The sequence below is a fragment of the Saccharopolyspora sp. NPDC047091 genome (assembly GCF_040643635.1).
Classification (GTDB): domain Bacteria; phylum Actinomycetota; class Actinomycetes; order Mycobacteriales; family Pseudonocardiaceae; genus Saccharopolyspora_C.
In genome coordinates this window covers 243,315-264,988 of sequence record NZ_JBEYUS010000001.1, presented here as the reverse complement: position 1 = coordinate 264,988, position 21,674 = coordinate 243,315, and the positions used below count along the sequence as shown (strand labels likewise).

Annotated in this window: 21 protein-coding genes; 15 read left to right on the top strand and 6 right to left on the bottom strand. The window is 72.3% G+C overall.

The genetic code is table 11. From position 1 onward, the window contains the following. The first annotated feature begins 12 nt into the window (after nucleotides 1-12). The 4 genes from ABZ805_RS01330 to ABZ805_RS01315 all read left to right on the top strand — a co-directional run bounded on the left by ABZ805_RS01330 (nucleotide 13) and on the right by ABZ805_RS01315 (nucleotide 3,209). Entirely contained in the window at nucleotides 13-1,065 is a 1,053-nt protein-coding gene (locus tag ABZ805_RS01330; RefSeq protein WP_358432674.1) for an amidohydrolase family protein, read from the top strand. Then, nucleotides 1,062-1,772, top strand: coding sequence for an iron-sulfur cluster assembly protein (locus ABZ805_RS01325; RefSeq protein WP_358432672.1), 711 nt, complete (start codon nucleotides 1,062-1,064; stop codon nucleotides 1,770-1,772). Before ABZ805_RS01330 ends, ABZ805_RS01325 begins: the two co-directional genes overlap by 4 nt. 5 nt (nucleotides 1,773-1,777) lie before the next feature. Continuing rightward, nucleotides 1,778-2,599, top strand: coding sequence for an IclR family transcriptional regulator (locus ABZ805_RS01320; protein ID WP_358432670.1), 822 nt, complete (start codon nucleotides 1,778-1,780; stop codon nucleotides 2,597-2,599). 184 nt (nucleotides 2,600-2,783) lie between these two features. Further along, nucleotides 2,784-3,209, top strand: coding sequence for a peptidase inhibitor family I36 protein (locus ABZ805_RS01315; RefSeq protein WP_358432668.1), 426 nt, complete (start codon nucleotides 2,784-2,786; stop codon nucleotides 3,207-3,209). Here ABZ805_RS01315 and ABZ805_RS01310 read toward each other — a convergent pair. The 5 genes from ABZ805_RS01310 to ABZ805_RS01290 all read right to left on the bottom strand — a co-directional run bounded on the left by ABZ805_RS01310 (nucleotide 3,201) and on the right by ABZ805_RS01290 (nucleotide 7,907). Next, nucleotides 3,201-4,544, bottom strand: a complete 1,344-nt coding sequence (locus tag ABZ805_RS01310; RefSeq protein WP_358432666.1) for a glycosyltransferase family 1 protein — start codon at nucleotides 4,542-4,544, stop codon at nucleotides 3,201-3,203. The two genes, ABZ805_RS01315 and ABZ805_RS01310, sit on opposite strands and share 9 nt — an antisense overlap. Then, nucleotides 4,541-5,476: an alpha/beta hydrolase gene (locus tag ABZ805_RS01305; protein WP_358432664.1), complete on the bottom strand. Its 936-nt coding sequence runs from the start codon at nucleotides 5,474-5,476 to the stop codon at nucleotides 4,541-4,543. The genes ABZ805_RS01310 and ABZ805_RS01305 overlap by 4 nt, the downstream gene beginning before the upstream one ends. Before the next feature lie 75 nt (nucleotides 5,477-5,551). Beyond that, on the bottom strand, nucleotides 5,552-6,790 hold the full coding sequence (locus ABZ805_RS01300) for a glycosyltransferase (RefSeq protein WP_358432662.1): 1,239 nt from the start codon (nucleotides 6,788-6,790) through the stop codon (nucleotides 5,552-5,554). Then, complete coding sequence (locus ABZ805_RS01295) at nucleotides 6,787-7,722, bottom strand: hypothetical protein (RefSeq protein ID WP_358432660.1); 936 nt, start codon at nucleotides 7,720-7,722, stop codon at nucleotides 6,787-6,789. Before ABZ805_RS01295 ends, ABZ805_RS01300 begins: the two co-directional genes overlap by 4 nt. Continuing rightward, a complete protein-coding gene (locus ABZ805_RS01290; protein WP_358432658.1) occupies nucleotides 7,719-7,907 on the bottom strand; it encodes a hypothetical protein in 189 nt (62 codons plus the stop codon). The genes ABZ805_RS01295 and ABZ805_RS01290 overlap by 4 nt, the downstream gene beginning before the upstream one ends. A gap of 811 nt (nucleotides 7,908-8,718) precedes the next feature. Between ABZ805_RS01290 and ABZ805_RS01285 the strand changes: the two genes are divergently transcribed. Beyond that, the gene (locus tag ABZ805_RS01285) at nucleotides 8,719-9,813 is read left to right on the top strand and encodes a CopD family protein (RefSeq protein WP_358432656.1); all 1,095 of its coding nucleotides are present in this window, start codon (nucleotides 8,719-8,721) and stop codon (nucleotides 9,811-9,813) included. Between the two features lie 68 nt (nucleotides 9,814-9,881). Here the strand turns inward: ABZ805_RS01285 and ABZ805_RS01280 are convergent, their stop codons facing one another. Further along, nucleotides 9,882-10,673 carry a GH25 family lysozyme gene (locus ABZ805_RS01280; RefSeq protein WP_358432654.1) on the bottom strand — a complete coding sequence of 264 codons (792 nt, stop codon included), beginning with the start codon at nucleotides 10,671-10,673 and terminating at the stop codon, nucleotides 9,882-9,884. A gap of 485 nt (nucleotides 10,674-11,158) precedes the next feature. On the opposite strand from ABZ805_RS01280, the gene ABZ805_RS01275 reads away from it, so the two are divergent. The 10 genes from ABZ805_RS01275 (at nucleotide 11,159) to ABZ805_RS01230 (ending at nucleotide 21,666) form a co-directional block, all read left to right on the top strand. Continuing rightward, complete coding sequence (locus ABZ805_RS01275) at nucleotides 11,159-11,863, top strand: DUF4232 domain-containing protein (RefSeq protein ID WP_358432652.1); 705 nt, start codon at nucleotides 11,159-11,161, stop codon at nucleotides 11,861-11,863. 132 nt (nucleotides 11,864-11,995) lie between these two features. Further along, nucleotides 11,996-12,799 carry a lysophospholipase gene (locus ABZ805_RS01270; RefSeq protein ID WP_358432650.1) on the top strand — a complete coding sequence of 268 codons (804 nt, stop codon included), beginning with the start codon at nucleotides 11,996-11,998 and terminating at the stop codon, nucleotides 12,797-12,799. Between the two features lie 253 nt (nucleotides 12,800-13,052). Then, a complete protein-coding gene (locus tag ABZ805_RS01265; RefSeq protein WP_358432648.1) occupies nucleotides 13,053-14,087 on the top strand; it encodes a PRC and DUF2382 domain-containing protein in 1,035 nt (344 codons plus the stop codon). 216 nt (nucleotides 14,088-14,303) lie between these two features. Continuing rightward, nucleotides 14,304-15,146: a hypothetical protein gene (locus ABZ805_RS01260; RefSeq protein WP_358432646.1), complete on the top strand. Its 843-nt coding sequence runs from the start codon at nucleotides 14,304-14,306 to the stop codon at nucleotides 15,144-15,146. Nucleotides 15,147-15,324: 178 nt separating this feature from the next. After that, nucleotides 15,325-15,585, top strand: a complete 261-nt coding sequence (locus ABZ805_RS01255) for a hypothetical protein (protein WP_224956612.1) — start codon at nucleotides 15,325-15,327, stop codon at nucleotides 15,583-15,585. A gap of 1 nt (nucleotide 15,586) precedes the next feature. Further along, nucleotides 15,587-15,838: a hypothetical protein gene (locus ABZ805_RS01250; RefSeq protein ID WP_358432644.1), complete on the top strand. Its 252-nt coding sequence runs from the start codon at nucleotides 15,587-15,589 to the stop codon at nucleotides 15,836-15,838. A gap of 138 nt (nucleotides 15,839-15,976) precedes the next feature. Next, on the top strand, nucleotides 15,977-18,769 hold the full coding sequence (locus ABZ805_RS01245) for an FtsK/SpoIIIE domain-containing protein (RefSeq protein WP_358432643.1): 2,793 nt from the start codon (nucleotides 15,977-15,979) through the stop codon (nucleotides 18,767-18,769). Beyond that, nucleotides 18,766-19,152 (top strand): hypothetical protein, encoded by a 387-nt coding sequence (locus ABZ805_RS01240; RefSeq protein WP_358432641.1) that lies wholly within the window; start codon nucleotides 18,766-18,768, stop codon nucleotides 19,150-19,152. Before ABZ805_RS01245 ends, ABZ805_RS01240 begins: the two co-directional genes overlap by 4 nt. Before the next feature lie 187 nt (nucleotides 19,153-19,339). Beyond that, nucleotides 19,340-20,371 (top strand): NADP-dependent oxidoreductase, encoded by a 1,032-nt coding sequence (locus ABZ805_RS01235; RefSeq protein ID WP_358432639.1) that lies wholly within the window; start codon nucleotides 19,340-19,342, stop codon nucleotides 20,369-20,371. A gap of 347 nt (nucleotides 20,372-20,718) precedes the next feature. Then, the gene (locus tag ABZ805_RS01230; protein ID WP_358432637.1) at nucleotides 20,719-21,666 is read left to right on the top strand and encodes a zinc-binding dehydrogenase; all 948 of its coding nucleotides are present in this window, start codon (nucleotides 20,719-20,721) and stop codon (nucleotides 21,664-21,666) included. The last annotated feature ends 8 nt before the right edge of the window (nucleotides 21,667-21,674 follow it).

Here is a 21,674-nt window from a genome sequence, read left to right as displayed (position 1 = left end):
CGGAGGTTCGCCATGTATGAGAAGGACGGAACGAAGTACTTCATCGTCGACAGCCACATCCACGCGTGGGACGGGACGCCGGCCAACCAGGCCAACCGCTACGGCGAGGGCTTCCTGAACTGCTTCTTCGACTACCACCGGAACCTGAGCCCGGAGTCGGAGATCTGGACGCACGAGCAGTTCCAGAAGCAGAGCGAGGAGAAGATCCTCCACGACCTGTTCGAGGTCGGGTACGTCGACAAGGCCATCTTCCAGCCGACCTACCTCACCGACTTCTTCGTCAACGGCTTCAACACCACCGAGCAGGACGGCGCGCTCGCGGAGAAGCACCCGGACAAGTTCATCGTGAACGGCGGCTGGGACCCGCGGGACGGCGAGGCCGGTCTGGGCGCGCTGGAACGGCTCGCGGAGCGCTGGCAGCTCAAGGGCACCAAGCTCTACACCGCGGAGTGGAAGGGCGAGTCCAAGGGATGGAAGCTGACCGACCCGTGGGCCTACCGCTACCTGGAGAAGTGCCAGGAGCTGGGCATCCGCAACATCCACATCCACAAGGGACCGACGATCTACCCGCTGAACCGGGACGCGTTCGACGTGGCCGACGTCGACGACGTGGCCTCGGCGTTCCCGGAGCTGAACTTCATCGTGGAGCACGTGGGGCTGCCGCGGCTGGAGGACTTCTGCTGGATCGCCACCCAGGAGCCCAACGTCTACGGCGGACTCGCGGTGGCGATGGCGTTCATGCACCACCGGCCGCGCTACTTCGCGCAGATCATCGGTGAACTGCTGTTCTGGCTGGACGAGAACCGGATCACCTTCTCCAGCGACTACGCGATCTGGACGCCGAAGTGGCTGGTGGAGCAGTTCGTGGACTTCCAGATCCCGGAGGACATGCAGGACGAGTACGGGGTCCTGACCACCGACGCGAAGCGCAAGATCCTCGGCCTGAACGCGGCGCGGCTCTACGACATCGAGGTGCCCGCGGAGATGCGCGCCGCCGAGCCCCAGGTCCCGGCCGGCCGCGAACCGGTGGCCTCCGAGCTGAACCAGGAGGTGATGTCGTCATGACCGCGGCCGTGGACCTGGAGACCGAGGTGTGGCGGGCGCTGGACGCGGTGCTCGACCCGGAGCTGGACCAGCCGGTCACCGAGCTGGAGTTCGTGTCGCGGGTGGCGGTGGACCGCGCGGACGTGCAGGTCGACCTGCGGTTGCCGACCTACTTCTGCGCACCGAACTTCGCCTATTTGATGGTCGCCGACGCGCACGACGCGGTGGCCGAGCTGCCCTGGGTGCGGCGGGTGCGGGTGCGGCTGCTGGACCACTTCGCGTCCGAGGAGATCAACGCGGGAGTGGCGGCCGGGGACGGTTTCGACGCCGCGTTCCCCGGGCTGGCCGCCGGTGAGCTGGAGGAGCTGCGCAGCACGTTCCTGCGCAAGGCGCACCTGGCCTACCAGGAGCAGGTGGCCCAGCAGCTGCTGCGTTCGGGCACGGAGCTGGAGCAGCTGGTGCGGGTCCGGATCGGCGAGCTGCCGCCGAGCCCCGCGCTGGACCGGTTGCGCAGGCGGCGGGGCCAGCTGGGCCTGCCGTCCGGACCGGAGGCTCCGCTGCTCGTCGACGACGAGGGTGCTCCGGTGCCCGTCGAGGGGTTGTCGGCGCGGCTGCGGTTCGCCCGCACCACGCGGGTCAGCATCGAGGGCAACGCCGGCTGGTGTCGTGGCCTGCTCGACACCCGGTACGGGCCAGGCGGGGAAACCGCCCGGCCTCGCCTACATTGAGGAGCATGGACGCGCTGCCCACCGGCGGGCGGAACCCGCAGCACAACGGCGCCAAGGCGCCGACGGGGACGTTGCAGTCGGTGGGCCGTGCGCTGCGGGTGCTGGAGGCGATCGCGGATTCCCCGTGCGGGGTGAGCGCGAAGTCCCTCGCCGCTCAGCTGGACCTGACCCTGCCGACGACGTACCACCTGCTGACGACACTGGTGGAGGCCGGTCACGTGGTGCACCTGACCGAGCAGAAGGTGTTCGCGCTGGGCTACAAGGCGCGCTTCCTCGGGCAGGCGCTGTCCCGGCAGCTCGCGGTGCCGCCGGAGATCGCCGGGGCGATCCGCCGGTTGCACCAGCACGCGGACGCCGCCGCGTACTACGCGATCTACCGGGACACCGAAGTGGTCATCGCGCACGTGGAGGACTCGGACCGGCGTCCGCGGGTGCAGCCGCTGGACGTGGGGTTCCACCAGGCCTCGCACGCCACCGCCTTCGGCAAGATCATGCTGGCGGCGATGGAGCAGCAGCAGCGCGGGCGCTACCTGGAGCAGGCCGGGATGACGCCGTGCACGCCGTCCACGATCCGCACCAGGGAGGCGCTGGAAGAGCACCTCGCGCACGTGCGGCAGTCGCAGATCGCCTTGGAGATCGCGGAGTTCCAGCCGGGGTTGGCGTGCATGGCCTCGCCGGTGTTCGACCCGGCGGGCTGCGTGACCGCGTCGGTGGCGATCTCGTTGCCGATCGCGGAGTTCCGCGCTCGGCGCTGGGCGGTTGAGCGCGCGGTGCGGCAGGGCGCGGTGCGGGTGACGCGCGCGCTGGTGAGCCGGCCGCGCGGGTGAGCGGGATCTTCCGGCCTGCCGTGCTTTCCGGGCGGCAGGCCGGAAATCCACTCGGTCGGGGTGTATCCAGCTGAAGTGCTGGCGCTCTGATCGCGGTTTCGGGAATCTGGGTTCAGTCCGGGCCACGTCTTGGGCCGACAGGACGCCTCTTCCGATTTTCCCTTGCCGTGAAAGGAGATCCAGCATGTCCGCTGCCGCCACCACGATCTCGGAGCCGCGTCGCCGAAACCGTCCACTGTGGACCAGGGCGCGTTCCGCGCTGACCCCGCTCCTCGCGCTCGGCATCGCGCTCGGCGGGCTCGGCGGAGCCGCGAACGCGGGGCCCGCGACACCGATCCCCTGCCAGGACGGCGCGTTCTGCGCCTACCCGCACGTCGAACTCCAGGGCGAACCACACCGCGCCGAGCTGCGCGCGACCGCCGTGGAGGAGTGCGTCGCGCTCCCGGCCGAACCGGAGGTGAAGTCCTTCGCCAACCAGACCGGGAAACCCGTCACGGTGTACCAGGACCCGGACTGCGACACGCACGCCGACTTCGCGACCTACCCGTCCGGTTCGCACGCGCCGCGGTCCGACTACGTGCCGCGGGCGATCAAGATCTGGTCACGCTGACCCGGTGTCGGCGGGCGCACCGCCCGCCGACCCGGCCGCCCCCGCCGCACCCGGCACCAGCACGCGCAGCAACCGCCGCGCCGACCGGTCCCAGGTGAACAGGGCGGCCTGCTCGCAGCCGCCGCGCACCAGCTCGGCGCGCTGCTCCGGATCGTCCACCTCGCGCACCGCCGCGGCGAAGGCCGCGACGTCCCCCACCGGGAAGAACCGCGCGTGACCACCGGTCACCTCGCGGAAGATCTCCAGATCGCTGCACACGACAGGAGTTCCGGCATGCATCGCCTCGATGATCGGCAACCCGAAGCCCTCGTCCCGCGAGGCCGTCACCAGCGCCGCCGCCCCGCGCAGCAGCGTCCGGTACGCGTCCTCGTCGATGCCGTTCCAGAACACCACGTCCGAACCGGCGGGTACCAGCGCGCGCAGCTCCGCCTCCCTGGCGGGCGCGATCCGGCTCAGCAGGTGCAGTCGGTACCCGGGCAGCGAACCCATCCCCGCGATCAGCGTCTCGACGTCCTTGTAGGGCATGAACGAGCCCATGTAGACGAGTTCGCGGACCTGGCCGGCCGGGACGTGCTCGGCATCGACGGGTTCCGGCAGGCCGGACGGCGCGTTCGGCACCACCGTCACCGGTCGCCGGGTGAGGCGGTGGCGGCGGATGAGCCGCGCGGTCGTCTCGCTGACCGTGACGACCGAGTCCGCCCGGTTCAGCAGCAGCCGCTGCGGCCAGTAGGCGCGGTGGTACAGCCGCCAGATCGCCCGCACCGGCAGCGGCAGGAAACCGGGCGGTTCCGGGTGCCGGTAGTAGATGAGGTCGTGCAGCGTGAGCACCAGCCGGTACCGGCGGCCGAACCCGCCGATCACCTGCATGGGGCTGAACACCACGTCCGCGCCCAGCGCGTGCAGCCTGCTCGCCAGGGACAGCTCGCGCACCGAGAACGGACTGTTGATCTTGACGTGCGGCACCTCCGCGGGCAGCAGCGCGAGCTGGCGCCGGTCGTGGATCAGCATCGTCACCGGGTGCAGGGCGTGCAGCGCGCGGATCAGCTCGGCGCCGAACCGGCTGATCCCGTCGTGCGCGTCGACGCGGGTCCACCGGGCGTCCACGAACACCCGCGCGGGCCGCCCGCCTGCGGGCTCCGCCGGTTCGCGGGACTCGTCGGAGCGGACGTGGCCTAACGAACCGGTCGTCCCGGTGGCGGTGTCGGTGGTGCCGGTGTCGGTGGTGCCGGATTCGGCGGTGCCGGATTCGGCGGTGCCGGGTTCGGCGGTCCCGGCCGGTTCGGCGGTCTCCGCCGGGCCGGTCGGCTCCGCCGGATCGGTAGGACGGGCGGTCATGGCTCTCCCAGGAAGCGATCGATCGCGGCCGCGGCGGCGGCGGGCGTCTCGTAGTGCACGAGGTGCCCGACCTCGGGGATCACCACCAGCTCCGCGTCCGGCAGGCCCGCGACGAGTTCGCGCTGCCCGGCCAGCGGGGCGATGTCGTCGGTCTCCCCCGCGATCAGCAGCGTCGGCATCGCCAGCGCTGCGCGGTAGTCGGCCACCGTGCCGGTCACCGAGGCCTCGTAGGTCTCGGCGAGCAGCGCCGGGCTGTGGAAGCGGGAGAAGTGGCGCCGGTGGCTGTCGTGCACGAACCGCCGCACCTCCGGGTCGCGGCTGCGCAGCATCACCAGCCCGGTGCCCCACACCACCAGCCGGTTCGCCAGCAGCGCTCGCCCCAGCCGCGACGGCAGCGCCGTGCCCAGGGCGTAGTACAGCGAGGTCAGCTTGGACAGCACCACCCGCGGCCCCCGCAGCGCGGGAGTCGAGATCGGGTTGACCAGCACCAACCGTTCCACCAATTCCGGATCACGGGAGGCGACGTGCGCAGCCACCACCGAACCGAAGGAGTGCCCGAGCAGCACCACCGGCCGCTCACGGCCACCGAGGTGCTCGATGAGCTCGATGATCGCGTCGGCGTAGCCGGGCACGTCGTGCGCGCGCCCGGTCATCGGCCCGGAGTCGCCGAACCCCGGCAGATCGGGGACGACGGCGGTGCCGCGGTGCAGCCGGGCCACGATCGGCTCCAGCCCGTGGTGGGTGCCGCGCAGGCCGTGCACCAGCACGACCAGCGGATCGGCTCCTGCATCCACCGAGCCCGCGGGCTGCTCGGAGCCCTCCTGCTGTTCAGAGCCCTGCTGCTCCGGGTCTTCCGGCTGCCCCGGCACATCGCCGGGAGTGCGCGATCGGTAGGTCCAGAAGCGCAGGTCGGAACCCTGGATCCGCGCCACCTGCGACTCGGACCGCGGTTCCGGTTCGGACGGCCCCGTTCTCGCCGGCGATGGTCTGCTGTTCACGGCGGTGCCTCAGCTGGCCAGCTCGGCGGGCAGCTCCACCGGAGTCGCCCCGTCGTCGTGCGCGAGCGCGTGCCGGTAGATCGATTCGAAGCGGGCCAGCACCGCGTCGATGTCGTGCTTGCCGCTGACCAGCCGCTCCCCCGCGGCGCCCATCCGGTCGATGGTGGCACGATCCGCGAGCACGTCGTCGATGGCGTGCGCCAAAGCGTGCACGTCCCGCGGCGGGTACAGCCAGCCGTTCTCGCCCGCCTCGACCAGGTGCGGCAGCGCCATCGCGTCGGCCAGCACCACCGGAGTGACCGCGGACATCGCCTCCATCGTGGCGAGGCTCTGCAGTTCGGCGATGCTCGGCATGCAGAACAGGTCCGCCCTGGCGTAGGCGTCGAGCAGCTCCTCCTCGTCGACCAGGCCGGCGAAGTGGACCCGGTCGGCGATGCCGAGCTCGGCCGCGAGTTCGGCCAGCGGCTCGCGGCAGCTGCCGTCCCCGACGATCTCCAGCCGGGTGGCGTGCTCGGTCTTGAGCAGCGCCATCGCCCGCAGCAGGTCGTCGATGTGCTTCTCCTCGTCGAGCCTGCCGACGAACAGCACGGTGCGGGTAGCGGGGTCCGGGTCCTGCTTGCGCAGCTCCTGCGCCCGGCGGCGGTACCGGCCCACGTCGATCCCGCAGGACACCGGCACCGCAGTGCGGGAGAACCCGTTGTCCTGCAGCAGCTGCACCGCGCGCGGCGTGGGCGCGGTGACCAGCTGCGCCTTGCCGTAGTGCTTGATCAGGTTGTGCCAGAGCAGCCACGCACCGGCCTTCTGCAGGGCCCGCGGGATGCGCACGTAGCCGAAGATGTTCTCCGGCATGAAGTGGTTGGTGGCGATCAGCCCGATGCCCTGGCGGCGCGCCGCGTTGATCAGGCCGCGCCCGATGAAGAAGTGCGACTGGACGTGCACGATGTCCGGCTGGATCTCGCGCAGCAACCGGTCGGCGACCGACGAGGCCTGCCACGGCGGGCAGGCCCGGAACGTCGGGTGCGCCGGCGTGCGGTAGGACGCGACCCGGTGCACCGTCACGCCGTCCTCGACGCAGGTGCTCTCGTTGCGGTCCACCGAGTGGCAGATCACGTGCACGTCGTGGCCGCGGCGGGCCAGCCCGGTCGCGAGCCGGTGGCCGAAGTTCGCCGCACCGTTCACCTCGGGCGGGTACATCACCGCGCCGATCACGATGCGCAGCCGATCTCCGCCGAACGGTTGCGAAGTCAAGTTGAACTCCCGTCAGAACGTATCCGCCGAACGTCGGCCTCGCCGTCGCCGGCCGCGGTTGCTTGCACTCGCCGATCTTGGGTGTCCGGGTGGTGCCGCGCGAGCGCGAACACGCCTGCGCAGGCGATCGCGGCGCACAGCAGCTCACCGATCGCGGTCGCACCGTCCACGGCGTCGGCCTCACCCAGCAGCCCGATGCCCAGGCCCACCGCCACCAACGGGTCGATCACGGTCAGGCAGGCCACCACCAGATCGGGCGGGCCGCTCGCGTACCCGTGCTGCAGCAGCCAGCCGCCCACGACCATCGCCACCACGATCACGACCAGCGGCAGCGGGTTGATGTTCAGCAGCGGTTCGCTGCCGAACTGCTGGACCAGCGCCCGCACCAGCAGCGAGACCAACCCGTACGCGACGGCGCAGCCCGCGGCGTACGCCATGCAGCGAACCTTCGACCTGGTGAGCAGGCCGACCACTCCCAGCGCCAGCACCGCGCCCGCCACCAGCTGGGTGGCGAGCAGCTGGTCGTCCGGGAGCACCGGCGTGGAGGTCGCGCTGCCCGCCGCGAGGAACACGAACGCCGCGACGCCACCGGTCGCGGCCAGCACCGAGAGCACCACGTGCACGTTGAGGTCGCGGGTGCGGATGCCCTGCTGGCGCGCGTTGAGCAGCACGGTGATCGGCAGCGCCAGCACCCCGACCGGCTGCACCACGCTCAGCGGCGCCAGTCCCAGCGCGCAGGCGTGCAGCAGCGCTCCGCTGCCCAGCGCCAGCAGCCCCAGCAGCCATCGGTGGTTGCGCAGCAACCGCACCTGGCTGCGCACCTTCAGCCCGTCGTCGCCGATCGCGTCCTGCACCGCGCCGTGCTGCAGCCGGGCGCCGACGGCGTATCCGCACGCGCCCAGCGCGGCCAGCGCCACCGCGAGTGTGTTCACCGCGCACCCCGCTCCACGAAGCTCACCTGCCGGTCATCGCCCGCGCAGGCCCCCGGCGCGAACTCGGCGGGTCCATCGCGGTGCGCGACGAGGCGCGCACCGCCGGTGACGCCGCCCGCGAGCGGACGGCCACCGGTTCCGCCCCTGGTCGCTGCCGCCGCAGGCAGCCCGTGCTGTTCGTCCACGCCGCTCAATCTCGCGCATCGCGGGCTCGCCCCGCATCGGGGCACACCCTCAATTTCCCTGATCCGGTTCGCCCGGCGGACCGGGCCCGCTCGGCCCCGCCATTCCGGACCCGACCACCCCATGATGGCCCCGGCCCGCTCGCACCCGGGCGCACTTCCGCCGATTCGGCCGGTTCGTCCTGGACAGCGGGCCCCGATTCGTCCGAACGCCGCAACAACGGGCGCTCCACCCCGGCGCCACCCGTTCCGGGCAAGGGATCACCCGGAGCACCCCGGCCCGCGGCGCCCGGCCGCTCGATAAGACTTCCAGCTCCCCGAGAACCCGCGGGGAAACAATCGGCGAATAGCCGCGAACGGCCCGCGCGCGGGAAACGCGCGGGCGCCCCGCGGAAGCCTCGAACCGGATATTGAGAATGCGTGCCGTGAACGGATGAACGCAGGCAGTGCTCGTTCCGGCACGCCGCCCCGCGCGCCTCCGGTGAATCCGCGGGCACGAGCAGCGGCGGGGTACGCGCCACATACCCCGCCCACTCATTACCGCCCGCTAGATCCACGTGCACGACTGTAGAACAAGACCCCTGAGACGCTTGTCAGCAACACAACGAACAGCGGTTTCCCCCGCGGCCGCCAGGGCGCGTCCGAACCGCGCAAATCGTTACGCCGTAGGAATAAACGCACGCCAGCGGGCGACGATCAAGCATTCAAGATCAACTATTCCGGCGGGGAATCGTGATCGGACCAACACGCTGAACCGTTCCCGGCGAGCCTCGGACCGCACCGCGGACGCCACCGGGGGTGGGACGATGCTGCGATGCCCGCCGACACCGGAACCGATCCCGAACGCGATTCCACGGGTCGCGCGTCCGCACCGGCCCGCCGCGCGGGCACCGGCCTCCGCCGCTGGGCGAGCAGCACGCCGACGCTGCTCGTGACCCCCGCGCTGGTGGCCGCGGCCGCCGCATGGGCGGCGACGGTGCACATCGGATCCGGCGAGGTCCCCGGACTGGTGGATCCCGCAGTGCGCTACGGCGCCCCGGTCGTCCGGGCGCTGCTGGACGTCGCCTCCGTCGCCACCGTCGGGCTGGTCCTGCTGCCCCGGCTGGTGCCGGATCGCGGCGCCCACGCGCGCAGGCTGTTCGCGCTGACCCGGCGGATCTCCGTGATCACCGCGCTGAGCTGGCTGGCGTGCTCGCTGCTGCTGCTAGGGCTGTACACCGCCGAGCTCTCCGGGGGCACCCCGACCGCGGAGGACGTGGCCGGGTACGTCACCGGAGTTCCGGCCGGGGCCGCGCTGGCGTTGAGCGCCGCCTGCGCCGCGGGCTGCGCGGCGCTCGGCCTCACCGGAGTCGTCCGCGATGCCCGCGGGAGCGGTGCCGACCGGCTCACCGACGACCTGGGCGCGGTGCTCGCGCTGCTCGGCCTGCTGCCGATGCCGCTGACCGGGCACGCCGTCGACTGGGAGTACCACAACCTGAGCATGGTCTCGGTGCAGCTGCACGTGCTCGCCGCCGCCGTGTGGGCGGGCGGGCTGGCCGCGATCACCGCGTTCGTCGCCCCGCGCCGCGGTCTGCTGGCGACCACGCTGCCGCGCTATTCGAAGCTGGCCACCGGCGCGATCGCGCTGGTCGCGGTGTCCGGGGTGTTCAACGGGATCACCGAGCTGACCGCGGCGGGCGTCGGGCTGGACGGCCTGACCGGCACCGGGTACGGCCGGATCGTGCTGCTCAAGGCGGTGCTGCTGGGGCTGCTGGCCGCGCTGGGCGGGCACGCCCGGTTCCGGCTGCTGCCGCTCGTCGAACGCCACCGGCGCACCGCGCTGATCACCTGGACCGCGGTGGAGCTGGGCGTGATGGGCGTGGCCTACGGGCTGGGCGCGGTGCTGGCCCGCGCCCCCGTCCTCACCTGACCGCGCGCAGGAGAACGGCCCGCCCGACCAGCCAACGCAGGTCGAACGGGCCGTGCACCCGAGGTGGATCAGCGCGGGATGCGCAGCACCTGGCCGACGTAGATCAGGTTCGGGTCGGTGATCCCGTTGGCCTGGGCGATCGACTGCCAGCCCACGCCGACCTTCGCGCCGATCCCGGACAGCGTGTCCCCCGGCTGCACCACGTAGGTCTCGGGCGCGGGCGGCGCGGGCGGGGCGGGCGGCGCCTCGGCGCCACCGGTCAGCACCGGCAGGTCCACCAGCGACACGTTCAGGTCGGTGTCCCCGGCGATGCCCGGCACCTTGCCGTCCGAGGCGTGCTGGTGGATCGCGACCCGGTCGGTGAGGAAGCCCGGCTGCCCGGCGGGACGGCCGTAGTGCGCGACCCACAGGAACACCCCGGGGTCGACCCACGAGTCGGTGGCCAGCTTGTCGCTGAACCACGTGGACGAGGCGTAGACGACGACCTCGTTGCGGCCGGTGTGCCCGCGCAGCGCGTCGACGAAGCCCTTGATCCACGCGCCGAGGTCGGCGGCCTCGGTCTCCATGTCCAAGCACGGCGGCAGGTTCCCCGGGCCCGCCGCGCCGGTGCGGGCCAGCTGACCTGCGAAGTCCGCGGCCTCGGCCTGCGGCGAGTTCGTGTCCGGCCGGGCGAAGTGGTACAGCCCGGTCACCAGGCCTGCCCCGCGGGCTCCGCCGAGTTGCGAATCCAGCGTCGGGCTCACATAGCCGACGCCTTCGGTCGCCTTGATGTAGGTGAAGGCGAATCCGGCGCCGCGCACCGCGGCCCAGTCCGGTTCTCCTTGATATCGCGCGACATCGATTCCTGGAATGCTCGCCATCCCCGAACCCCCTCACTTCACCGGATGCGGCCCGGTGCGCGAGTCGCGGCGCACGAACCGGATCGGCGGTCTCGTCTCGGTCTTCGGTCTGTTCCGCCGACCCCGGTGCCGGCATTTCTTCCGAAAGCGAGGAACGATCTTCGCTGCCGGCCGGGGACAGTTCTCACAGCCAACGTATCGAAGGTCAACGATCATCGAGTTCCGCCGTTCAGGTCAAGAGCTCCACCCGATCGGTCCTGTTTTCGCCAAAGCGATCATGTCGGCTGCGCACGGCCCCAGAATTCGATCATGCTCGGGCGCGCGGGTCGCGGACCCGACCGGGTGGCGGCAGAGTGGGAGCGGCTCGCACGGCGGCACCCTCCATCCGGGGGAACTCCGGCCGGACCGGGCAAGACGTGCAACCACCCGTGGCGCCGAACGTCTTCAGAACAGCGGACCGGATACGACGACGGGCCGTACGAGGCGGCCGATGGAGGTGGGCGACCATGTTCTCGCAACGACTGGACACCAGGAAGCCGGGCGTGGTGACCCGGGCGGGCCTGAAGATCGGGCCGCTGGCGGCCGTGGCCCTGGGCGCGGCGCTGCTCAGCGGTTGCGGTGCACCGGGCGGGCAGGTGGCGTCGACCGCGGACGCCCCGGCTTCGACCATTCCGCAGCCGACCCCGTCGGAGGCGCAGCCCGCCCCCGCGGAGACCACCGACGCCGACCCGTCGGCCGCCGCCAACAGCCGGCCCGACTCCTCCGGCCAGGCCGCGGCGGAACCGCGCAGCCAGGTGGAGCGCTGCCACACCTCGCAGCTGTCCGGCGCGGTCGGCGACGGCGACGCCGGCGCGGGCCAGCGGTACGCGGAGCTGAAGCTGACCAACACCAGCGGCGAGACCTGCACGCTCTACGGCTACGGCGGCATGCAGCTGCTCGGCGCGGGCGGCGAGGAACTGCCGACGAAGCTGGAGCGCACCCCGAACCCCGGCCCGCAGGTGGTGCGGCTGGCTCCCGGCGAGTCGGCGAGCTCCACGCTGCACTGGACCGCGGTCCCGCACGAGGGCGAGTCCGAGCAGGGCCCGTGCCAGCCGGAACCGGCGCGCGCCCTGGTCACCCCGCCCGACGAGGAGGACCCGCTGACGATCAGCTGGGGCATGGGTTCCGTGTGCGGGTTCGGCTCGATCGGCAACAGCGCGTACCACGCCTGATCCCCCGTCCCCGAACTCGGGACGGACGGAGTGCCCGGTGCCGCAGGCGCCGGGCACTGTCGCGGAACGAGCAGGTGACAGGCTCATCGCGGGTGCTGGTCTTGCCGGAGCGGTTGTGCTGGGGTGGGAACCATGATCGAGGCTATTCAGCGGTCCGTCGGGGGTTCGCAGGGCGAGCTGTTCGTGCGCGAGTGGTCGGGGCGCGCCCCCGGCTGGATCGCGCTGCTGGTGCACGGCTACGGCGAGCATTCCGGCCGGTACCAGTGGCTCGCCGAGCAGCTGGTGGCGGCGCGGGCGCTGGTGGTGGCACCGGACCTGGTGGGGCACGGCGAATCCCCCGGTGAGCGGGTGCTGATCGGCGATGCCGACCAGGTGGTCGCCGACGTGGAGGCGGTGCGCCGCGAGGTCTCCGACCGGTACCCGGAGCTGCCGGTGGTGCTGGTCGGGCACTCGCTGGGCGGGTTGTTCGCGGTGCGGTTCGCGCAGGAGCACCAGGACGAGCTGGCCGCGGTGGTGCTGTCCAGCCCGGTGCTCGGCACGTGGCACGTGCTGGACCTGTTGGAGTGCGACGAGATCCCGCAGGCGCCGATCGACCCGTCGACGCTGTCCCGCGACCCGGAGGTGGGCCGGGCCTACGAGGCGGATCCGCTGGTGTGGCACGGCTCGTTCAAGCGCGGCACGTTGAACATGATCGACCGCTGCCTGGAGGCGGTGAACGACGGTCCGGTGCTGCGGGTGCCGACGCTGTGGGTGCACGGCGAGGAGGACGAGCTGGTGCCGGAGGCCGACACGCGCACCGGCGTCGACCGGGTGCGCGGGCAGGACTTCCACGAGCACATCTACCCGGGCGCGCGGCACGAGCTGTTCAACGAGACCAATCGCGCCGAGGTCGTGGACGAGGTGCTGACCTTCGTGGGTCGCGAGCTCAACACCTGAACCGGCGATCACTCGTCAGCCTGACTGCTACTACTCCCTCGCACGCACCGCTACGACGAACCGCGCCATCACCCGGCCGAGCCTCACCCGATGCTCACCCACATGAGCGAAGTGGGCAGCCGCGCCGATTGCGGACGAATCGAGCAGGGCACCACGGGTGTACGCGGCACCGCACGAAGGCCGGGCTGCGCGACGTCCCGGCCGAAGCGACGAGCCCGGGCTGCGATCCCAGCAGACGAGTGAGGCGGTAGTCATGAAGGACGTCAAGCGTGCACAGGACCTCATCGGCAGCGAGGTGTACGACCGGGAAGGCGACCGGATCGGCCGGGTCGGCAACGTTTACGTCGACGACGCCGACCACCAGCCGGAGTGGGTGACGGTCCGCACCGGTCTGTTCGGCACGAAGGAGAGCTTCGTCCCGCTGTCCGGCGCCGAACGCGGCGAGAAGGGCATCAACGTCGGGGTGACCAAGGAGAAGGTGCGCGACGCTCCGCGCGTCGACGCCGAGCAGGGCCACCTGTCCGACAAGGAGGGGCACGACCTCTACGACTACTACGGGCTCGCCCGCGGGTCGGCCTCGCCGCAGCAGCGGGACGTGCCGCACCAGCAGAGCGGCACCACCGAGTCCGGCACGACCGAGACCGGCTCCGGCGGGTCCGGCTCGGCGGCGGGTGGCATGGCGGCCGGCGGCGCTGCCGCGGGCGGCGCGGCGATGGCCGGGGGCCGCACCGCGACCGGCGCCACCGAGCAGGACACCACCAAGACCGGCACGACGACCTCCGGTTCCGGCAAGGGCGGCACGGCCACGACGGGTTCGAGCGGCCGGACCGCGTCCGGCTCGGCCACGGCGGGCGCGGCGGGGGACGCGGCGGGCATGACGTCGATGACCCGCTCCGAGGAGCGGCTGCGCGTCGACACCGAGCAGATCGAGACCGGCCGGGTCCGGGTCCGCAAGTACGTGGTGACCGAGCAGCAGACCGTCACGGTGCCGATCAGCCACGAGGAGGTGCGCATCGAGCGGGAGCCGATCGCCGAGTCGGATCGCGGCTCGATGGGCAAGTCCGGTTCGCTCGGTGAGGACGAGCAGGAGGTCGTGCTGCACGAGGACCGCCCGATGGTCAGCAAGGAGACGGTGCCGGTGGAGCGGCTGCGGCTGCGCACCGAGCTGGTCACCGAGGAGCGCACGGTGCAGGACGAGGTGCGCCGGGAGCGGTTCGACGTGCAGGACCGCACCGGCGGCGGCAAGCACGAGCGCTCCGACGAGAAGGGCGGTTCGGGCGACCGCTGACGCCCCACCGCACGCACCGGCCCTGCCGTCCTCCTCGGGCGGCGGGGCCGTCGTCCGTCCGGGCGGGTGCGAACGGACGCCCCGGCCACCCGTCCGGACGGTTCGGCGGCCGCCGTCCGGGTCGGCCGGGCCGCCACCGGATGAGCCGGACGGCGACGTGGTTCACCTGATCAACCCTTCGTCCCGGGGTGCCGGATGCGGGAGAATGCCCCGGCGATGGTTGAGAACTCCGGGCTAGAACTGCTCATCACCGTTGTCGTGGGCGCCGACGACGACCGTTCCGCACGCGACGCGTGCCGCGGGCTGCTGCGCCGGGTCGGTGGCCGGATCGTGGAATCCGGGGACTGCTCCGACGAGGAGCCGGGCTGCTGGTCGGTGACGATCGGGCGCTCCGCAGGGGAGCCGGGCGAGTCGCCCGGTCCGGCGGCGCTGGCGCGCGCGGTGCGGAACTTCCTGCGCGAGCTGGGGCCCGGCTACACCGGGCTGCGGGTGGCGTGCGAGCCGCCGACGGCGTGGACGGTGCTGGACGAGCCCGAGCTGCTCGCCGACCTGGTGGCCGGTGGCGAGCGGGTGCTGGTGGAGGCGTGGGCCGGTTCGGTGCTGCCCGGAGCCGGTTTCGGCCCGGCGGCGGACGATCCGGACGAACCCGCGCCGGAACCGGAACCGGTCCTGGACGCGCTGGACGAGCACGGCAGGCCGCGGCCGCGGCTGGAGCTGCTGGTGGACGTGGTCACCGAGCGGAAGTCGGGCGCGGAGTGGCCGGCCCGCGCGCTGGCGAGCCGGTTGTCCCGGACGTCGACGATCGTGGACTGGACGGAACGACCACCGATGGTGCGGATCGTGCTCGACCTCGGCCCGGCGCTGGGCGAGCCCGCCGACATCGTGCGGGACGCGGTGCGCGTGCTGGGCGGTGGCGGCTGGTCCAGGTTGCAGGTGCGTGAACGGTCGGCGAACTCCCGGTGGTCGGCGGCTCCGACCCCGCCGTCGGGGATCGCCGCGGTGGAGCTGAGCGCGGTCGTACCGGTTCCCGGTGCGGCGGAGCGGCAGCCCGCGGGATGACCGGGTGGAGATCGTCCGGGGAGGTCCGCCGCCGTCGCCGCGGCGCCGCGCGGAGGGTCTTCGGTGCGGTCGCCGCCTCTGATCAACATCGTCCGCCCTGCCCGCGAACGGGCTAGTGGCGGGCGCTAACTTGTGGATCGACGTACCCCGATCAGCTCCCTCCGGAGGTTGGCTGCAGATGGCGAGCGTGGACGATGTTCGCAGTGGAGTTGCTCATGCCAAGCAGAAGGCCGACGAGGCGATAGGCGCGCTCCAGCAGGCCCATTCCGCGTTGGACGAGGCGCAGAACATGCTGACCCAGGCCATCCAGGGCAGCGGGCAGGACGAGATCCTGATGGCCCGCAACATGCTGGTGGAGGCGACGGAGAACCTGCGGATGGTGGGCGGCACGATTCGCAGCAGCATCGACTCGGCCGAGAGCTGGGCTGGGCGGTTGTGACGTGTCGTCGCTGACCGAACTGCTCGCCGCGGTGCGCGCCACCGAGGCGAAGCTGGACGAGGCGCGGCGGCAGCTGTCCACGGGCAGGCGTTCGCTGTCGGAGACGCAGGCGGCGCTGGCCCGGCTGGATCCGGACAACCCGGAGACGGTGGTGCCCCCGGACCTGCGCCGCGCCGACGACGGGCTGGAACGCACGCTGGAGTCGATCACGCACGTGGTCGAGGCGTTGCGCGCGTTCGCGATGCGGCTGTGAGCCGGCTGCCGAGCGGGCCGCCCCCGGCCGGTCGCCGCGGGGGCGGGATGCGGTGTCCCGCGCCACCGCGCGCCGTTGACCACACATTCCGAGTGGTAGTTTCCTCACGGTCTGTAACACCAGGTGCCGAGGTGGGGTGTGCGCAAACGCAACGAGCGGCGTAGCAGCATCGAGACGGCTTTCGGGCACCTGCGCAGTACCGTCGCGACCGCTCTCGGCGCCGCCGAGAACGAACTCGAACGGGTCCGGGCCTCCTACGCCCAGCGGGAGTTCGCCCAGCGCATCGCCGCGGTCGGCCTGTCCCGGGTGGAGCGCGAGCCGTCCCTGGTCTGCGAGGCCCGCGACCTCGCGTTCGACGGCGCGATGCAGGAGGCCCGCTCCGAGCGCGAGCAGATCTTCACCGAGTGGAGCGGGTACGGCCCGGACCGGCTGGCGGCGCTGGTCGCCGAGGCCGCCCCGGGCACCGCTGGACGCCCCTGGCAGGACTGGCTCGGCGAGCCGGGCACCGCCGAGGCGAGCTCGCTGCCGCCGCAGCTGTGGCACATCGGCTCCGGCCACGTGCCCGGCTCCCCCGATCCGCGCCCGTTCCCGGTGGCGGTGCCGATGATCGACGAGGCGCACCTGCGGATCACCTCGAACCGGCAGAGCCTGGAAGCCCGCGAAGCGCTGGTGCAGAACCTGGTGCTGCGGATGCTCAGCCACTACAAGCCCGGCCTGGTCCGGGTGCACGTGTGGGACGTGGCGCAGCTGACCGGGACGCTGCCGGGCCTGTACCCGCTGACGAACGCGGGGCTGCTCACCGCGCACGATCCGACGCGGCTCGGCGAGATGCTGGAGGAGCTGTCCGACCACATCCGCCGGATCCACACCAGCGCGCTCAACGGCGGGCACATCTCGCTGCGCGCGCTGGCGGAGGACACCGGGCAGCGGGACGAGCCGTGGCGGATCGCGGTGCTGTTCGGCGACGGCGAACCGCTGCGCGAGGAACAGCAGCAGCAGTTGCAGCGGGTCGCGCGCAACGGCCTGGCCTGTGGCATCCAGCTGATCGTGGCGGACCTGCCGATGACGGTGAACAGCTCCGTCGAGTCGGTGACGCTGCACGCCGAGGACGCGCGCACCAGCATGACCGGCCCGGAGGCGGTGGTGCGGCTGGACGCCCCGCCGTCGCGGGAGCTGGTGACGAAGGCCTGCTCGGCGATCGCCACCGAGTTCGTGACGCGCCGCTCGCGGGTGCGCACCTTCGCGGACCTGGTGCCGGAGACGCTGTGGGTGCAGCGCTCCGCATCCGGGTTGCAGGCCCCGGCGGGCTTCCACGAGGGCGAGCCGGTGAAGGTGACGCTCGGTGACGCGAGCCCGCACACGCTGATCGGCGGCCCGAGCGGGTCCGGCAAGACGAACTTCCTGTACTCGATGCTCGGCGGCATGGTGGCCCGGTACTCGCCGGACGAGCTGGAGCTGTACCTCCTGGACTTCAAGGAGGGCGTGTCGTTCGCGCAGTTCACCCCGGGCCGCCGCGACCCGACCTGGCTGCCGCACGCGCAGCTGGTCGGCGTGAACGTGAACGAGGACCGCGAGTTCGGCTTGGCGCTGCTGCGGTTCCTGGCGACCGAGATGCGCCGCCGCGCGGACGCGGCGAAGCAGCACGAGGTCACCAAGCTGGAGGAGCTGCGGGCGGAGAACCCGTCCGGGCGCTGGCCGCGGATCGTGGCGGTGATCGACGAGTTCCAGTACCTGTTCGCCGAGCGGGACACGGTGTCCGCGCAGGCCACCTCGCTGCTGGAGGACGTGGCGCGGCGCGGCCGCTCGCAGGGCATCCACCTGGTGCTGGCCAGCCAGGACGTGTCGGGCATCGAGGCGTTCTGGGGCAAGCCGGCGATCTTCGAGCAGTTCATCCTGCGGATCGCGCTGCCGAAGGCGCGCCGGGTGCTGGCGGACCAGAACGAGGCGGCGCTCGCGCTGCCCCGCTGGCACGCGGTGATCAACCACGAGTCGGGCGTCAAGCACGGCAACGAGGTCGCGCGCATCCCGGACGCCACCGCGAAGGGCACCTTCGACGAGCTGCAGCGCCGGTTGTGGGAGCGGCGGCAGGAGGGTGCGGCACCGCCGCGGTTGTTCGACGGGTCGCTGCTGCCCGCGCTGTCCGAGCTGCCGGACTTCACCGGGCTGACGACGGTCGAGGAGTCGCCGGTCGCGCTGCTCGGGCAGGTCATCGACGTGAACGGCACGGCGGCGGCGATGCGGATGGAGCGCTCGCCGGGCCGGAACCTGGCGGTGATCGGATCGGTGCGGGTGGACGCGGTGAGCGTGCTGGGGGCGGCGGCGTTGTCGCTGGCGCGGCAGCACGAGCCCGGTCGAGCCCGGTTCACGCTGCTGGGCCTGGTCGAGGAGGTCGCGCCGGACGTCGAGCAGCTCAAGGACAAGCTCAATGCTCTCGACCAGCAGGTGGACGTGCGACACGGCGTGGACGCGGCCGTGGAGGTCGTCGGTGAGTTCGCCCGCAAGATCGATGAGCGTTCCGGTTCCATCGAGAACGCCGCCGCCCCGGAGTACGTCCTCTTCTTCGGCGTCGACGCCGCGCACTCCGCGATGGAGAAGAAGAACGCCGACTTCACCAGCGGCCTCGACCACCTGCGCAAGCTGCTCAAGCAGGGTCCGGAGCAGCGGGTGCACGTGCTGGGCTGGTGGCGCAGCGCGCAGCGGGTGAAGACGACGCTGATGGGTCCGGTGGACGAGATCGGCGCCTGGGTGGCGTTCGACGTGCACGGCCAGGAGTTGTCGAGCTTCGCCGCCGGGCAGCTGGTGCACTGGTCGCCGCGGGCGCGGCGCGGCCTGTTCTTCGACCGCTCGGTGCACTCCCAGCCCGAGGTGGTGCTGCCGTTCGACCTGGCGGGCGCGCTGGCCGCGGATGCCCCGGAGGAGGACGCGGAATGAGCGAGGTCCCGGCTTCGGCCCGCTACAAGGAGATCATCGCGACGGCGACCGGCGCGGCGGAGCGGATGCGCGAGCACGAGCGGGAGAAGTCGGCCCGGCTGGCGCAGGAGGTGGCGGTCGCCGGGCAGCGGATCGCGGCGGCGGAGGAGGCCCGCGAGGAGGTCGTGGCGGGCGTGGAGCTGCGCTGGAAGCACGCGATGGAGGCGCTGTGGGACGAGCGCTGGATGCGGGTGACGCCGATGCCGCACCCGGACCACCGGGTGGCGCCGGGCCGCGCGGCGGACTTGATCGCCTCGGTGCAGTCGGCGTACCTGGTGCTCCGGCGCTCGTTGGAGAAGTCCCGCTGGTCGCCGTCGCGGCGCCGCGGGACGCCGCCGGAATGATGTTGCCAAGGTTCTTCGAACCTGGTTCGATTTCGTTAGCGATACCACTGCCGCGGCAGGAATAGGTCCACCTCGGAGCGGGGTTCCTCCCAGCGGGGCGTCGTCGGCGCGCACGCGCGGCACCGCCGCCCCACCATGAGTGCACCCTCAGTGCGCACTATTTCCGACACGAACCAGTTTCGTATATATGGAGGCCAGCGTGACGAACCAGGGACTTCCGGACACCGGCGTCGAGATCCGGCTCGCGAGCCGCCCGCAGGGCTTCCCCACCCACGAGAACTTCGAGACCGTCGAAGCCCCGGTCGCCGCGCCCGAAGAAGGCCGGATCCTGGTCCGCAACGTCGTGATGAGCGTCGACCCCTCGATGCGCGGCCGGATGAACGACACCAAGTCGTACGTGCCTCCGTTCCAGCTCGGCAAGGCCTTGGAAGGCGGCGCGGTCGGCGAGGTCATCGCCTCCGCATCGCCGCTGCTCCAGGTCGGCCAGCACGTGCTGCACTACGGCGGCTGGCGCGAGTACGCGTCGGTGAAGGCCGAGCGCGCCGTCCCGGTCGACCCCGACGCCGCGCCGCTGAACGCCTACCTCGGCGTGCTGGGCATGCCAGGCTGGACCGCCTACGTGGGCTTGTTCGAGATCGCGAAGTTCAAGGCGGGCGACACCGTGTTCGTCTCCGGCGCGGCGGGCGCGGTCGGCTCGCTGGCCGGTCAGCTGGCGAAGCTCAACGGCGCGGCGAAGGTGATCGGCAGCGCCGGTTCCGCGGAGAAGGTCCGGCACATCACCGAGGACCTCGGCTTCGACGCGGCGTTCAACTACAAGGACGGGTCGATCCGCGAGCAGCTCGCGCAGGCCGCGCCGGACGGCATCGACGTGTACTTCGACAACGTCGGCGGCGATCACCTGGAAGCGGCGATCGACCAGCTCAACGACTTCGGCCGGGTCGCCGCCTGCGGCGCCATCTCGGTCTACAACGACACCGAGCCCGCGCCGGGTCCGCGGAACCTGTTCAAGATCGTGAAGAAGCGGCTGAGCATCCGCGGGTTCATCGTGATCGACCACGAGGACCTGCGGGAGAAGTTCCAGGCCGACGTGGCGCCGCTGGTCCGCGACGGGAAGATCCACTACACCGAGACGGTGCTGGAGGGCCTGCGCAACGCGCCGGACGCGCTCATCGGCCAGCTGCGCGGCGAGAACACCGGGAAGATGCTCGTGACGATCTGATCGGCTCCGCCCGCGGACGGGTCGTGCCGCGGGACCTCGGCGGCCCCCTCGCCGCGGGATCGATGCCACCGGTGGCCCCGCCGCCGGAGACGTCGCCGCCCTCGCGAGGGGGCCGCCGAGAACCCGCCGGTGCTCCCGCCGGCGCTCCCGCCGCACGCGTCGTCGCCGCGCAGCATCGCCGCCGCGCAGCGGCTTCGCCGCCGACGGGAAGAACGACCCGCCCGCCGTGCACGTCCAGGGCAGGAGCAGGCGGTGCGCCGCGAGCCGTCGGGACGGACCCCTCTTCTGCCACTGATAGCCTGATGCCACTCAGTGGCACATCAGTCGGTGGCAAACCAGGAGGCGTCATGCTCGCGATCACCGTGCCGACGTTCGGCGGACCAGACGTGCTCCGGGCCGCGGAGCTCCCCGTCCCCGCACCAGGGCCGGGCCAGGTGCTCATCGCGGTCGAATCCGCCGGCGTCGGCTACGTCGACGTGATGGCCCGCGCGGGCGACTACGCGCCGCTCGCCGAACCCGGATTCGTCCCCGGCCTCGAAGCCGCGGGCACCGTCACCGCCACCGGCGACGACGTGGACCCGGCCTGGACCGGGCGGCGCGTCTACGCCCTCACCTGGCGCGGTGCCTACGCCGAGCAGGTCGTCGCCGACCTGGCCGGTGTGGTCCCGCTGCCGACGGGCGTCGACGCGGAGACCGCCGTCGCGCTCGGGGTGAACGCGCTCGTCGCCCGCACCGGGCTGCGGCGAGCGGGCGTGCAGGCCGGGGAACGGGTGCTGGTCCGGGGCGCGGGCGGCGGAATCGGCGTGCACGCCGTGCAGCTCGCCGCCGCCGCCGGCTCCGAGGTCACCGCCGTCACGTCCTCCGCCGAACGCGGCGCGCGGCTCCGCGAACTCGGCGCCGCGCACGTCCAGGACCGCGCCACCGCTCGGGAGTCGGCGGACGCCTACGACGTCGTCGTCGACACCGTCGCCGGGCCCGAACTCGGCCACCACCTCGGCAGGCTGCGGGCCAACGGCCGGTACGTGCTGTGCGGTGGCGCCGGTGGCGCGCCGTCGGCGGACGCCTTCGACGCGATCATGACCGGGTTCCACCGCTCGCCGACGCTGATCGCGCTCAGCCTCAACTCGCTCGGCGCCGCGGAGCTGGCGGCCGCGGCGGCCGAGCTGTTCGCACCGGCCACCACCGGCGAGCTGCGCGGCATCGTCGACGAGCGGTTCCCCCTCGCCGATGCCCACCGCGCCCACGAACGCCTCGAAGCCACCCCGGTCTTCGGCAGGCTCACCCTGCACCCGTGACCCGGCGG

Coding starts and splice junctions, on each gene's coding strand:
- ABZ805_RS01315 (WP_358432668.1), top strand. CDS start 2,784: ATGTCCGCTGCCGCCACCACGATCTCGGAGCCGCGTCGCCGAAACCGT.
- ABZ805_RS01270 (WP_358432650.1), top strand. CDS start 11,996: ATGATCGAGGCTATTCAGCGGTCCGTCGGGGGTTCGCAGGGCGAGCTG.
- ABZ805_RS01265 (WP_358432648.1), top strand. CDS start 13,053: ATGAAGGACGTCAAGCGTGCACAGGACCTCATCGGCAGCGAGGTGTAC.
- ABZ805_RS01310 (WP_358432666.1), bottom strand. CDS start 4,544: ATGACCGCCCGTCCTACCGATCCGGCGGAGCCGACCGGCCCGGCGGAG.
- ABZ805_RS01260 (WP_358432646.1), top strand. CDS start 14,304: ATGGTTGAGAACTCCGGGCTAGAACTGCTCATCACCGTTGTCGTGGGC.
- ABZ805_RS01255 (WP_224956612.1), top strand. CDS start 15,325: ATGGCGAGCGTGGACGATGTTCGCAGTGGAGTTGCTCATGCCAAGCAG.
- ABZ805_RS01330 (WP_358432674.1), top strand. CDS start 13: ATGTATGAGAAGGACGGAACGAAGTACTTCATCGTCGACAGCCACATC.
- ABZ805_RS01325 (WP_358432672.1), top strand. CDS start 1,062: ATGACCGCGGCCGTGGACCTGGAGACCGAGGTGTGGCGGGCGCTGGAC.
- ABZ805_RS01285 (WP_358432656.1), top strand. CDS start 8,719: ATGCCCGCCGACACCGGAACCGATCCCGAACGCGATTCCACGGGTCGC.
- ABZ805_RS01240 (WP_358432641.1), top strand. CDS start 18,766: ATGAGCGAGGTCCCGGCTTCGGCCCGCTACAAGGAGATCATCGCGACG.
- ABZ805_RS01320 (WP_358432670.1), top strand. CDS start 1,778: ATGGACGCGCTGCCCACCGGCGGGCGGAACCCGCAGCACAACGGCGCC.
- ABZ805_RS01235 (WP_358432639.1), top strand. CDS start 19,340: ATGGAGGCCAGCGTGACGAACCAGGGACTTCCGGACACCGGCGTCGAG.
- ABZ805_RS01230 (WP_358432637.1), top strand. CDS start 20,719: ATGCTCGCGATCACCGTGCCGACGTTCGGCGGACCAGACGTGCTCCGG.
- ABZ805_RS01280 (WP_358432654.1), bottom strand. CDS start 10,673: ATGGCGAGCATTCCAGGAATCGATGTCGCGCGATATCAAGGAGAACCG.
- ABZ805_RS01275 (WP_358432652.1), top strand. CDS start 11,159: ATGTTCTCGCAACGACTGGACACCAGGAAGCCGGGCGTGGTGACCCGG.